Origin of the sequence: Pseudomonas fluorescens, from assembly GCF_902497875.1 — a bacterium.
In the GTDB taxonomy this organism is placed as follows: Bacteria; Pseudomonadota; Gammaproteobacteria; order Pseudomonadales; family Pseudomonadaceae; genus Aquipseudomonas; species Aquipseudomonas fluorescens_BR.
In genome coordinates, this window is sequence record NZ_CABVHY010000034.1 from 12,774 (window position 1) to 25,796 (window position 13,023).

The 13,023-nt window shown below is 63.5% G+C and carries 13 protein-coding genes; all 13 read left to right on the forward strand.

Annotation, left to right across the window (positions count from 1 at the left end):
- The first annotated feature begins 47 nt into the window (after window positions 1-47).
- The 13 genes from F8N85_RS27325 (at window position 48) to abaF (ending at window position 12,957) form a co-directional block, all read left to right on the forward strand.
- Window positions 48-980, forward strand: a complete 933-nt coding sequence (locus tag F8N85_RS27325; RefSeq protein WP_150806623.1) for a 4-hydroxyproline epimerase — start codon at window positions 48-50, stop codon at window positions 978-980.
- On the forward strand, window positions 977-2,092 hold the full coding sequence (locus tag F8N85_RS27330; RefSeq protein ID WP_150806624.1) for an NAD(P)/FAD-dependent oxidoreductase: 1,116 nt from the start codon (window positions 977-979) through the stop codon (window positions 2,090-2,092). Before F8N85_RS27325 ends, F8N85_RS27330 begins: the two co-directional genes overlap by 4 nt.
- Window positions 2,085-2,321 carry a (2Fe-2S)-binding protein gene (locus F8N85_RS27335; RefSeq protein WP_150806625.1) on the forward strand — a complete coding sequence of 79 codons (237 nt, stop codon included), beginning with the start codon at window positions 2,085-2,087 and terminating at the stop codon, window positions 2,319-2,321. Before F8N85_RS27330 ends, F8N85_RS27335 begins: the two co-directional genes overlap by 8 nt.
- Window positions 2,318-3,574: an FAD/NAD(P)-binding oxidoreductase gene (locus tag F8N85_RS27340; RefSeq protein ID WP_150806626.1), complete on the forward strand. Its 1,257-nt coding sequence runs from the start codon at window positions 2,318-2,320 to the stop codon at window positions 3,572-3,574. Before F8N85_RS27335 ends, F8N85_RS27340 begins: the two co-directional genes overlap by 4 nt.
- Window positions 3,575-3,648: 74 nt before the next feature.
- Window positions 3,649-4,398, forward strand: coding sequence for an AraC family transcriptional regulator (locus F8N85_RS27345; protein ID WP_150806627.1), 750 nt, complete (start codon window positions 3,649-3,651; stop codon window positions 4,396-4,398).
- Between the two features lie 251 nt (window positions 4,399-4,649).
- Window positions 4,650-5,468, forward strand: a complete 819-nt coding sequence (locus tag F8N85_RS27350) for a transporter substrate-binding domain-containing protein (RefSeq protein ID WP_150806628.1) — start codon at window positions 4,650-4,652, stop codon at window positions 5,466-5,468.
- Window positions 5,469-5,478: 10 nt separating this feature from the next.
- On the forward strand, window positions 5,479-7,257 hold the full coding sequence (locus F8N85_RS27355) for an aconitase X (RefSeq protein WP_150806629.1): 1,779 nt from the start codon (window positions 5,479-5,481) through the stop codon (window positions 7,255-7,257).
- Window positions 7,250-7,915, forward strand: coding sequence for an amino acid ABC transporter permease (locus tag F8N85_RS27360; protein WP_150806630.1), 666 nt, complete (start codon window positions 7,250-7,252; stop codon window positions 7,913-7,915). The genes F8N85_RS27355 and F8N85_RS27360 overlap by 8 nt, the downstream gene beginning before the upstream one ends.
- Window positions 7,916-7,925: 10 nt before the next feature.
- Window positions 7,926-8,576: an amino acid ABC transporter permease gene (locus tag F8N85_RS27365; RefSeq protein ID WP_150644766.1), complete on the forward strand. Its 651-nt coding sequence runs from the start codon at window positions 7,926-7,928 to the stop codon at window positions 8,574-8,576.
- Window positions 8,569-9,291, forward strand: coding sequence for an amino acid ABC transporter ATP-binding protein (locus tag F8N85_RS27370; RefSeq protein WP_150806631.1), 723 nt, complete (start codon window positions 8,569-8,571; stop codon window positions 9,289-9,291). Before F8N85_RS27365 ends, F8N85_RS27370 begins: the two co-directional genes overlap by 8 nt.
- A 134-nt stretch (window positions 9,292-9,425) precedes the next feature.
- Window positions 9,426-10,454: a trans-3-hydroxy-L-proline dehydratase gene (locus tag F8N85_RS27375; protein ID WP_150806632.1), complete on the forward strand. Its 1,029-nt coding sequence runs from the start codon at window positions 9,426-9,428 to the stop codon at window positions 10,452-10,454.
- Window positions 10,455-10,569: 115 nt separating this feature from the next.
- The gene (locus F8N85_RS27380) at window positions 10,570-11,487 is read left to right on the forward strand and encodes a dihydrodipicolinate synthase family protein (protein ID WP_150644769.1); all 918 of its coding nucleotides are present in this window, start codon (window positions 10,570-10,572) and stop codon (window positions 11,485-11,487) included.
- Between the two features lie 72 nt (window positions 11,488-11,559).
- Window positions 11,560-12,957 (forward strand): fosfomycin efflux MFS transporter AbaF, encoded by a 1,398-nt coding sequence (gene abaF / locus F8N85_RS27385; RefSeq protein ID WP_150806633.1) that lies wholly within the window; start codon window positions 11,560-11,562, stop codon window positions 12,955-12,957.
- Window positions 12,958-13,023 lie beyond the last annotated feature (66 nt).

Sequence of the window (13,023 nt, forward strand, 5' to 3'; positions counted from 1 at the left end):
CACAGGCCACTCTTTCGTTCACTCATCTGAACGGACGTGGCCCTCCCATGAAACGCATCACCGTGATCGATTCCCACACCGGCGGCGAACCCACCCGTCTGGTCACCGCCGGCTTTCCTGACCTGGGCAGCGGCAGCATGGCCGAACGTCGCCAGCGGCTGGCCGACCATCACGACCAGTGGCGCGCCGCCTGTATGCTCGAACCACGGGGCAGCGACGTACTGGTCGGCGCCCTGCTCTGTGAGCCGGTGGACCCGACAGCCTGTGCCGGGGTGATTTTCTTCAATAACAGCGGCTATCTCGGCATGTGCGGCCATGGCACCATTGGCCTGGTGGCCTCCCTGGCACACTTGGGCAAGATCGGCCCCGGCGTGCACAGCATCGAGACGCCGGTGGGGACGGTGCAGGCGACGCTGCACCAGGACCGTTCGGTCAGCGTGCGCAACGTCCCGGCCTACCGTTACCGCAAGGGACTGACACTGCAGGTGCCGGGGCTCGGCCAGGTGGTCGGCGATATCGCCTGGGGCGGTAACTGGTTCTTCCTGATTGCCGAGCATGGCTTGCAGATTGCCGGCGACAACCTCGAAGCGTTGACCGCCTATACCTTTGCCGTGCAACAGGCGCTGGAGGCTCAGGGTATCCGTGGCGAAGACGGCGGGTTGATCGACCATGTCGAGTTGTTCGCCGAAGACGAGCAGGCCGACAGCCGCAACTTCGTGCTGTGCCCCGGCAAGGCCTACGATCGATCACCCTGCGGCACCGGCACCAGTGCCAAACTGGCGTGCCTGGCGGCCGACGGCAAGTTGCAGCCGGGACAGATCTGGCGCCAGGCCAGTGTCATCGGCAGCGAGTTCGAGGGTTCCTACGAAATCGACGGCGAGCGCATCGTGCCGACGATTCGCGGCCGTGCCTATATCAGCGCCGAAACCAGCCTGATCATCGAACAGGACGACCCGTTCGCCTGGGGCATTCGCCCGTGAGCGAGGGCCGGGTGGCCGATGTGATCGTGATCGGTGCCGGCATCATCGGCGCCGCCTGTGCCCAGGCGCTTGCCCGGCGCGGCTTGCGCGTGCTGGTGCTCGATGCCGGCTTGCCCGGCGCTACGGCGGCGGGCATGGGCCACCTGCTGGTCCTCGACGACAATCCGGCAGAACTGGCCCTGAGCCAATACTCTCTGCAACGCTGGCGCGAACAGGCGCCGGCCTTGCCCGACGGCTGCGCCTATCGCAGCAACGGCACCCTGTGGTTGGCGGCCGATGCCGAAGAAATGGCCGTTGCCCACAGCAAATACCTGAACTTGCAGGCCCAAGGCGTGGCTTGCGAGTTGATCGCCAGCAGTGCCTTGCGTCAACGCGAACCTGAACTGCGCAAGGGCCTGGAAGGCGGCCTGTTGATCAATGGCGACGGCATCCTCTATGCCCCGGCAACCGCACGCTGGATGCTCGACGCACCCAACATCAGCCAGCGCCGGGCACGGGTCAGTGAAGTCGATGGCAACCGCGTGCGACTTGATGACGGTCAGTGGCTGAGTGCCGAGGCGGTGGTGTTGGCCAACGGCATCCAGGCCAACGATCTATGCCCCGAGTTGCCGATCGAGGCGAAGAAAGGCCACTTGTTGATCACCGACCGCTACCCTGGAACAGTCACCCACACCCTGGTGGAACTCGGCTACGTCACCAGTGCCCACAACGCAACTGGACCTTCGACGGCCTGCAACATCCAGCCCCGACCGACCGGACAATTGTTCATCGGCGCTTCTCGGCAATTCGGCACCACCGATCCGCAGGTCGAAGGCTGGATGCTGGCGAAAATGCTCAAGCGCGCCACCGCCTACATGCCGGGCCTGGCGCAGCTCAACGGCATCCGCGCCTGGACCGGGTTTCGCGCCGCGAGCCCCGACGGTCTGCCGCTGGTGGGCCAGCACCCGCAACGCAAAGGCTTATGGCTGGCGGTCGGCCACGAAGGCCTGGGTGTCACCACCGCTCCTGGCACCGCCGATCTGCTGGTCGCGCAATTGTTCGACGAAACGCCGCCACTGGCTGCGCAACCTTATCTGCCGCAGCGTTTTCTCAAGGAGCCTGTGTATGCCTGAATTGATGCTGGACGGCCGTGCGTTGAGGGTGGCCGAGGGCACCAGTGTCGCGGCAGCACTGGCCCTGGGCGGGGACGGTTGCAGTCGCACCTCGGTCAGTGGTCAGCGTCGTGCACCGCTGTGCGGCATGGGCGTTTGTCAGGAGTGCCGGGTGACCATCGACGGCCGACGTCGCCTGGCCTGCCAGACGCTGTGTCGCGACGGCATGAATGTGGAGACTCAAGCATGAACGAATACGCCGACCTGCTGATCATCGGTGCCGGTCCCGCCGGGATGGCCGCCGCGCTCGCCGCGGCACCCAGCGCTGCCCGCATCATACTGCTCGACGATAATCCGCTGCCGGGTGGGCAAATCTGGCGCGACGGGCCGCAGGCCAGCCTGCCGGATCAGGCCCGTCACATGCGTGAGCGACTGGAGGCGTGCAGCAACATTCGCCGCCACTCCGGCACTCGGGTGATCGCCTGCGCCGGCCCGAAAGAACTGCTGGTTGAAGATGCCGATCGCGGCTGGCTGATCGGTTACGACAAACTGATTCTGTGTACCGGCGCCCGCGAGTTGCTGCTGCCCTTCCCGGGCTGGACCCTGCCCGGCGTGACGGGCGCGGGTGGTCTTCAGGCATTGATCAAGGGCGGCCTGCCCGTGCACGGCGAGCGCCTGGTGATCGCCGGCAGCGGGCCGTTGTTACTGGCCAGCGCTGCCACCGCGAAACACAACGGCGCCCAGGTGCTGCGCATTGCCGAACAGGCCGCCACGGCCGCCGTCACCGGTTTCGCCGCGCAACTGCCGCGCTGGCCCAACAAACTGCTGCAGTCGTTCAGGTTGTTCGACCGTCATTATCGTAGCGGGACTCACGTGCTGGCCGCTCTGGGCAATGAGCGGCTGGAAGGCGTGCGCTTGAAACAGCAGGGAAAAATCCTCGAGCTGGCCTGTGATCGCCTGGCCTGCGGCTTCGGCCTGATTCCCAATACTCAGCTCGGCCAGGCCCTGGGTTGCGCCCTTGATGACCAGGCACTCGCGGTCGATGCCTGGCAGGCCAGCAGCCGCGCCGATCACTACGCGGCGGGCGAATGCACCGGCTTCGGTGGCAGTGAACTGGCGTTGGTCGAAGGCGCGATCGCCGGCCATACCGCCGTCGGTGACCTTCAGGCAGCTCGACAATTATGGCCACGCCGGGCGCGCTGGCAGGGTTTCGCCAAGGCCCTGAACAAAGCATTCGCCCTCGACCCGCAGCTCAAGTCGCTGGCGCAGGCCGATACGCTGGTGTGCCGTTGCGAAGACGTGCCCTATGCGGCAGTGGCCGGGCACACGGGCTGGCGCGAGGCCAAGCTGGCCAGTCGCTGCGGCATGGGCGCCTGCCAGGGCCGGGTCTGCGGCGGCGCACTGCAGCACCTGTTCGGCTGGCAACCCTCGGCGCCACGTCCACCGTTCAGCCCGGCGCGGATCGAAACTTTGATGTGCCTGGACGACACCCCGCCGGACTGAATGCCGGGCCGGGGCTTTCGGCAGCGCTGCCGAGTCATTATGATCCCGGAGATTGCCATCAGATCCCCAGCGCCATGTATGCCTCGCTCACTACCTTCAAACCCTGCGACCTGCCGACCCTGCTAAGCAGTCTGCAGCCGATCGCGGCGTTGCTCGATACCCTGTCGGACGTGGTGTTTTTCATCAAGGACAGCGAGGCCCGCTACGCCTTCGTCAACCAGACCCTGGCCCGGCGCTGTGGCTTCAAACACAGCTCAGAACTGCTTGGGCGCACCGCCGAAATGGTCTTCCCGGAGCGCTTCGGCCCGCTGTACACCGAGCAGGATCGGCGGGTGCTGTCCAGCGGCCGCGAGCTGGCCGACCAGCTCGAACTGCACCTCTATTACGGTAATCAACCGGTCTGGTGCCTGACCCACAAACTCGCGCTGCACGACCAGCAGGGTCATATCGTCGGCCTCGCCGGTATCTCCCGCGACCTGCAACTGCCACAATCGAGCCATCCGGCGTTTCAGAAACTCGCCGCGGTGGACGCGCATATTCGCAGCCACTTCGCCCGGCCCATCAGCCTCGCCGAGCTGACTGAGATCGCCGGGTTTTCCGTGGCGCAACTGGAGCGCCACTGCAAACGGGTGTTCCAACTCACCCCTCGGCAGATGATTCACAAGGCCCGGCTGGAGGAAGCCTCACGGCTGTTGCTGCACACCGAACTGCCCATCACCGAGATTGCCCTGCGCTGCGGTTACACCGACCACAGTGCTTTCAGCCGGCAGTTTCGCGCCTTGACCAGCCTGTCGCCCAGCCAGTATCGGGAAAGCCGTCGCTGAATCCGGGCGAGTGTTCCTTTAAGGGGCGCCCGGCGTTCCCGTTGCTCCCTTCTGTAACACCCGCCTGATACTGGCCACAAAGGCCTTCGTCTCACCCTCGGTATTCCCTTGTCCTTGCAGACCCCCTGGCTCAAGGGTTGCCGGATAATTCTCGGACTCATTCGGAAACAGGCACGCTCATTGCTAATAAAATATCGTATACGAAATTCACAATACGATATCCAACAGCACTTTCCGACAACGAGGCCTCTATGAAAAACCCCGCATTTGCCGTAGCCCTCAGCGCTGTTCTAAGTACTTCCTTTGTGGCCACCGCCCAAGCCGACAAGCTCGACGAGATCATTGGTTCGGGCAAGCTGCGTTGCGCCGTGACCCTCGACTTCCCGCCCATGGGCTTTCGTGATGAAGGCAACAAGCCCGCAGGTTTCGACGTGGACTACTGCAATGACCTGGCGAAAATCCTCGGGGTCGATGCCGAAGTGGTTGAAACGCCATTCCCGGATCGAATTCCGGCACTGGTTTCCGGGCGTGCCGACGTGATCGTCGCCTCCACCTCAGACACCCTCGAACGGGCCAAGACCGTCGGCCTCACCGTGCCGTACTTCGCCTTCCAGATGGTGGTGCTGACCCGCGACAACACTGGCATTAACAGCTTCGCCGATATCAAAGGCAAAGCCCTGGGTAATACCAGCGGCACCTATGAAGCCATCGCCCTGGAAAAAGACGTGAAGAACTGGGGCAGTGGCACCTTCCGCGCCTATCAGTCGCAGAACGACACGCTGCTGGCAGTCGCCCAAGGCCACATCGACGCCACCGTGGTCACCAATACCGTGGCCGCCGCTACACTTAAATCAGGTAAATACAAGAACCTGAAAATCGCCGGTAACGCGCCGTACGTGATCGACTACGTATCCCTCGGCGCCAAGCGCAACGAGTATGGCCTGCTCAACTATCTCAACCTGTTCGTCAACCAGCAGGTGCGCAGCGGACGTTACCAAGAGTTGTTCGTCAAATGGGTCGGCACCGAGATCCCGCCGACCAACCTGACCGTGCCACAGGTCTACTACTGAGGTGTCCGGCATGCCCAGGAGCACTTCCCTGACCGGGCGCAGCCTGGTCGCGGGCGCCGCCCAAGGCGCCCTGCTGTTCGCCGATGTCGGGCTGAGCTTCTGGGGCGGGGTCGACTCGTACAGTGGCGAGGTCATCGACCGTCACCACCCCCTCAGCGGCGAACACCTGGCCGGCCGCGTGCTGGCCATTCCCAGTGGCCGCGGCTCGTGCACCGGCAGCAGCGTGCTGATGGAACTGATCAGCAACGGTCACGCGCCCGCCGCACTGGTGCTGGCCGAAGCCGATGAGATCCTGACCCTTGGCGTGCTGGTGGCACAGACTATTTTCGAGCGTTCCCTGCCGGTGCTGTGCATCGGCCGGGAGGCCTTTTCCGCCTTGCGCGGCAAGGCCTTCGCCCGGGTCGAAGGCGCATCCGTGACGTTGTTCGAGCACCTGCCCGGCGATGCCTGGCAGGCACTCGCCAGCCCTTTGCAGACAGCAGCATCGGCCGCCACGATCGAACTCAGCGAGCTCGACCGGGCGCTGCTCGACGGCCAACATGGCAAGGCTGCCCAGGTGGCCATGCAGATCGTCCTGCGCATGGCCGAACTGCAAGGTGCCCACGGCCTGGTGGATGTCACCCAGGCACACATCGACGGCTGCATCTACACCGGCCCGGCGAGCCTGCGCTTTGCCGAACAACTGGTGCAATGGGGAGCAAAAGTACGGGTGCCGACCACCCTCAATTCGATTTCCGTCGACCAGCGTCGCTGGCGTGAGTTGGGCATCGACCCGGCCCTCGGCGAACCGGCCAGTGCCTTGGGCGATGCCTATATGGCGATGGGCGCGCAACTCAGCTTCACCTGCGCGCCCTACCTGCTCGACAGCGCGCCGAAAGCTGGCGAGCAGATCGTCTGGGCCGAATCCAATGCAGTGGTCTACGCCAACAGCGTGCTCGGTGCACGCACCCTGAAATACCCGGACTACCTGGATATCTGCATCGCCCTGACCGGCCGCGCGCCATTGATCGGCTGCCATCTGGAAGCGCATCGCAAAGCTTCTCTGCGAATCGAGTTGCCCGCTCTGGGCGAGCTGGACGATGCCTTCTACCCGCTGCTCGGTTATCACATCGGCGCCCTGGCGGGCAGCCGGATTCCGCTGGTGCTCGGGCTGGAAAAAACTCGGCCAAGCCTCGACGACCTGAAAGCTTTCGGCGCGGCCTTCGCCACCACCTCCGCGGCGCCGTTGTTCCACATCGCCGGGGTGACTCCGGAGGCGCTCGACCCGACACAGGTACTGAATCCGGGTGATCCGCTGCCGGTGGAAAAAATCCGTCTGAAGGACCTGCTGCTGAGCTGGCGCGAGCTCAACAGTGCCCGCGACAACCGGGTGGATGTGGTCTCGCTGGGCAACCCGCATTTCTCCCTCAGCGAATTCGCCCACCTGGCGCGGCTGTGTCGGGGTCGGAAAAAGCACCCTGAAGTCGTCCTCGCCATCACCTGCGGCCGGGCGGTGCTGGAGCAGGCGCGCGAGGCCGGGCACATCGCCGTCATCGAAGCTTTCGGCGCGACCCTGGTCACCGACACCTGCTGGTGCATGCTCGGCGAGCCGGTGATCCCGCTGGCCGCAAAAAACTTGATGACCAATTCCGGCAAGTACGCCCATTACGCACCCGGACTGGTCGGGCGCAAGGTGCACTTCGCCAGCCTCGCCGAATGCGTCGACGCTGCCTACAGCGCCACGGCCAGCGGTCGTCTGCCCGCCTGGCTGCAAGCGGCCGCCCCTCTGGAGAATCCCGCGCATGTTTGATTACACCTTCCAATGGCGCGCAACCCTGCGCGCCCTGCCGGACATGCTCGGTGGCGCCTGGGTCACTTTCGAGACCGCCGCGCTGTCGATGATCTTCGGCGTGTTGATCGCCCTGGCCCTGACGGTGATGCGCGAAACCCGACACCCATTGTTGCGCGGCATCGGCAACGGCTGGGTATCGATCGCCCGTAACACCCCGTCGCTGTTCCAGATCTACGTCCTGTACTTCGGCCTCGGTTCGCTCGGTTTGCATGTCAGTTCCTGGTTCGCCCTGCTGGCCGGGATCACCTTCAACAATGCCGGCTACCTGGCGGAGAACTTTCGCGGCGGCCTCAAGGCAGTGCCCGACACCCAAGTGCGTGCCGCCCGTTCGCTGGGCATGAGTGCCTTCCAGGCCTACCGGATGATTATCGTCCCGCAACTGCTGCGGATCGTCTTCTACCCGCTGAGCAACCAGATGGTCTGGGCGGTGCTGATGACCTCGCTGGGAGTAATCGTCGGGCTGAACAATGACCTCACCGGGGTGACCCAGGATTACAACGTCAAGACCTTCCGCACCTTCGAATACTTCGCCATCGCCGCGGTGCTGTATTACCTGATTGCCAAGGCGATCGTCGCGGCAGCCCGGCTGATGGCCTGGCGGCTGTTCCGTTACTGAGGAGCTGTTCATGTTTTCCACCAGTTTTTCCTGGAACGACCTACTGTTCCTGCTCGATGGCGCCTGGGTCACGCTGCAACTGACCTGCTGGGCGATCATCCTCGGTTCCTTTGCCGGGTTGCTGTTCGGCCTGCTGCGGGCCCTGTTGCCGCGGGCCAGCCTGCCACTGGCCTGGGTACTGGATGTGTTTCGCAGCGTGCCGCTGCTGATCCAGTTCGTCCTGTTCAACTCGCTCAAAAGCATCGTCGGCTTGAACATCAGCGCGTTCAGCGTCGGCTGCATCGTGCTCGGGGTCTACGCCGCCGCGTACTTCACCGAGATCGTGCGCAGCGGCGTGCTCTCCGTGCCGTTCACCCTGCGCCGGGCCAGTCGTTCGCTGGGCCTGAGCTTCCTCCAGGACCTGCGCTGGATCGTCCTGCCGATGGCCACGCGGGTGGCCTTCCCCGGCTGGCTGAACCTGGTGCTCAGCGTGATGAAAGACACCGCGCTGGTGATGTGGATCGGCATCGTCGAGCTGCTGCGCGCCTCGCAAACCATCGTCACCCGCATCCAGGAACCGCTGCTGGTGCTGTGCATCGCGGGCCTCATCTACTACGTCATGAGCCTGGTGGTCGCTCGCCTCGGCGCTCGTCTGGAAAGAAGGTGGCAAGAAAATGATTGAGATCGACAACGTACACAAATCCTTCGGCAACCTCGAAGTGGTCAAGGGCGTCAACCTGACGGTGAACAAGGGCGAGGTGGTGTCGATCATCGGCGGCTCCGGCTCGGGTAAATCGACCCTGCTGATGTGCATCAACGGCCTGGAACCGATCCAGAAAGGCAACATCCGCGTCGATGGTGTCGAGGTCCACCACAGCACCACCGACCTCAATCGTCTGCGGCAGAAAATCGGCATCGTCTTCCAGCAATGGAACGCCTTCCCGCACCTGACCGTGCTGGAAAACGTGATGCTGGCGCCGCGCAAAGTGCTCGGCAAAAGCAAGGCAGAAGCTGAAGAACTGGCGGTTAAGCAACTGACCCACGTCGGTCTGGGCGACAAGCTCAAAGCCTTTCCCGGCAAGCTCTCAGGCGGCCAGCAACAGCGCATGGCCATCGCCCGCGCTTTGGCCATGTCGCCGGACTACATGCTGTTCGACGAAGCCACTTCGGCCCTCGACCCGCAACTGGTGGGCGAGGTATTGGACACCATGCGCATGCTCGCCGAAGACGGCATGACCATGGTCCTGGTGACCCACGAGATCCGCTTCGCCCGCGATGTGTCGGACCGCGTGGCGTTCTTTCGCAATGGCCTGGTGCATGAAATCGGCTCGCCGGACCAGGTGATTGGCAACCCGGTGCACGCGGAAACCGCGGCCTTTCTCAGATCAGTGAAATAACCCAATGGCCCATCGCGAGCAGGCTCGCTCCCACAGGGTTTGGCGGCGCACACAAAATCGGTGGCCTACACAGATCAATGTGGGAGCGAGCCTGCTCGCGATGGGGCCTTAACAGACAAAACAAGGAGCAGGCAATGCGCTCATCAAAAATCATTCATGTAGTCAGCTGTCACGCCGAAGGCGAAGTCGGCGACGTGATCGTCGGTGGCGTCGCCCCGCCACCCGGGGCCACGGTGTGGGAACAGTCACGCTGGATCGCCAAGGACCAGACCCTGCGCAACTTCGTGCTCAACGAACCCCGTGGCGGGGTGTTCCGCCACGTCAACCTGTTAGTGCCGGCCAAGGACCCGCGGGCGCAGATGGCCTGGATCATCATGGAACCGGCCGACACGCCGCCGATGTCCGGTTCCAACTCGCTGTGCGTGGCCACGGTGCTGCTGGACAGTGGCATCCTGCCGATGACCGAACCGCAAACCCGGCTGGTGCTCGAAGCGCCCGGCGGGCTGATCGAGGTCGTGGCCGATTGCCGCGACGGCAAGGTCGAACGGGTGGAAATCAAGAACGTGCCGTCCTTCGCGGATCGTCTCGATGCCTGGATCGAAGTCGAAGGCCTCGGCTCATTGCAGGTCGACACCGCTTATGGCGGCGATAGCTTCGTGATCGCCGATGCTCAGCGCCTGGGCTTTTCCATCTGTCCCGACGAGGCTGCGGAACTGGTCGAGGTCGGGCTGAAAATCACCCGTGCGGCCAACGAACAACTGGGCTTCGTCCATCCGCTGAACCCCGAGTGGTCGCATATTTCCTTCTGCCAGATCGCCGCGCCCATAGTCGTAGAAAATGGCATCGCCACGGGGGCCAACGCAGTGGTGATTCAACCCGGCAAGATCGACCGTTCGCCGACCGGCACCGGCTGCTCGGCGCGCATGGCGGTGTTGCACGCCAAGGGGCTGATGCAGGTCGGTGAGAAGTTTATCGGCCGCTCGATTATCGGTTCCGAGTTCCACTGCCGGATCGATTCGCTGACCGAAGTGGCTGGACGCCCGGCCATCTACCCGTGCATTTCCGGTAGAGCCTGGATCACCGGCACCCACCAACTGCTGCTCGATCCGAGCGACCCCTGGCCACAAGGCTACCGACTCTCAGACACCTGGCCTGGCGCCTGACACTCACTCAGACAAACGGCGACCAAAACCCCTGATTATTTTTGAAAAAGCACTAGCCGAGTATCGGCATTTAAAATATCGTATACGAAATACAATTAACGAACCGGAGGCAACAATGAGCAAGCGCATAAACTGGAGTGGTGTCTTCCCCGCGGTGACCACTCAATTCAACGATGACTTCTCGATCAACCTGGAAAAGACCCACCAGGTGATTTCCAACGTGATCCGTGACGGCGTCTCGGGCCTGGTGGTGTGCGGTTCGGTGGGGGAAAACACCTCGCTGAGCGCCGAAGAAAAAATCGCCGTGACCGAAGTCGCGGTAGACGCCTCCCGCGGCCGGGTGCCGGTGATCTGCGGTGTGGCCGAATTCACCAGCGTGCAGGCGGCCAAGGTTGCCAACGCGGTGCGCAAGGTCGGCGTCGACGGGGTGATGCTGATGCCGGCGCTGGTCTACGGCTCCAAGCCGTTCGAGACCGCCGAGCACTACCGCTACGTGGCAAAGAACGCCGACGTACCGCTGATGGTCTACAACAACCCGCCGATCTACAAAAACGACGTAACCCCGGACATCCTGATTTCCCTGGCCGACTGCGACAACGTGGTGTGCTTCAAGGATTCATCCGGCGACACCCGACGTTTCATCGACGTGCGCAATGAAGTCGGCGATCGTTTCGTGCTGTTCGCAGGTCTGGACGACGTGGTGCTGGAAAGCATCGCGGTGGGTGCCGAAGGTTGGGTCTCGGGCATGTCCAACGTGTTCCCGAAAGAAGGCGAAACCATCTTCCGTCTGGCCAAGGCCGGTCGTTTCGCCGAGGCCATGCCGATTTACGAGTGGCTGATGCCGATCCTGCACCTCGACGCCCGTGCCGACCTGGTGCAGTGCATCAAGCTCTGCGAAGCCATCGCCGGTCGCGGCAGCGCCCTGACCCGTCCGCCACGCCTGGCCCTGCCGGAAGCCGATCGGGTTTTCGTTGAGCAGATTATGGCCAAGGCTTTGGCTAATCGTCCGGAGTTGCCGGACGTCGGTCTCTGAGTGATTGCCGGGCCGGCCCTTGCGGCCCCGGCCCGGCTTACCTGTCTTTGCGCCCCTACAGGAAACGCCAGCATGCCCACTCCTCAACACGGCTCCAGCGCAACCACCCCTTCGGGACTGAAACGAGTGGTGGCCGCCGCCATGGCCGGCACCGTCGCCGAATGGTATGAATTCTTCCTCTACGGCACCGCCTCGGCACTGGTCTTCGGCCAGCTGTTCTTTCGCCAGACCGACAGCCCGATCGACGGCATCATCGCCGCCTTCGCCCTGTATGCCGTGGGCTTCCTCGCCCGCCCATTAGGTGGTCTGGTGTTCGGTCACTACGGTGACAAGTTCGGCCGCAAGCGCCTGCTGCAACTGAGCCTGGTGGTGGTCGGCATCACTACCTTCCTGATGGGCTGCCTGCCCGGTTTCGACCAAATCGGCTACGCGGCGCCAGTGTTACTGGTGCTGCTGCGGCTGATCCAGGGCTTCGCTTTCGGCGGCGAATGGGGCGGCGCGATTCTGCTGGTGTCCGAACATTGTCCGGACAATCGCCGGGGCTTCTGGGCCAGTTGGCCGCAAGCCGGTGTCCCGGCCGGCAACCTGGTGGCCACCGTCGCCCTGCTGCTGTTGTCGTCGAACCTGTCGGAGGAGCAATTCCTCGCCTGGGGCTGGCGCGTGGCGTTCTGGTTCTCGGCAGTGGTGGTGCTGATCGGCTACTGGATTCGCACCAGCGTCGATGACGCGCCGATCTTCAAGCAAGCCCAGGCTCGTCAGGCACAGAACAAGCAACAGCAACTGGGCGTGGTCGAAGTGTTGCGTCACCACTGGCGCGCAGTGCTGGTCGGCATCGGTGCGCGGTTCGCCGAGAACATCCTCTACTACACGGTCGTGACGTTCTCGATTACCTACCTGAAACTGGTGGTGCACAAGGACACCTCAGAGATTCTGTTTCTGATGTTCGGCGCGCACTTTCTGCACTTCTTCATGATCCCGCTGATGGGCTATCTGTCCGACCTGGTCGGGCGCAAACCGGTGTACCTGACCGGCGCGATCCTCACCGCCTTCTGGGGCTTCGTCGGCTTCCCGATGATGGACACCGGCAACAACTGGCTGATCATCGCGGCGATCACCCTGGGCCTGGCTATCGAGTCGATGACCTACGCACCCTACTCGGCGCTGATGGCCGAAATGTTCCCGACCCACGTGCGCTACACCGCGCTGTCCCTGTGCTACCAGGTGGCGCCGATCTTCGCCGGCTCCCTGGCGCCGCTGATTGCCATCACCCTGCTCAACAAGTACCACAGCTCGACACCGATCGCCTGGTACCTGGTCGGTGCGTCGCTGATCTCCATCGTCGCCGTCGGCCTGACCCGGGAAACCCGCGGCAAGTCGTTGCACCAGGTGGACGCCGAATCCGCCGCGCGCATCGCCGCCCTGGACAACGCCGAACCGGCCGCCACACGCCGGGGCGATTCGTTGGCTTGAGCCCAAAAGATCGCAGCCTTCGGCAGCTCCTACACACGCCGCATACACCCGACAATCCGCGGTTGT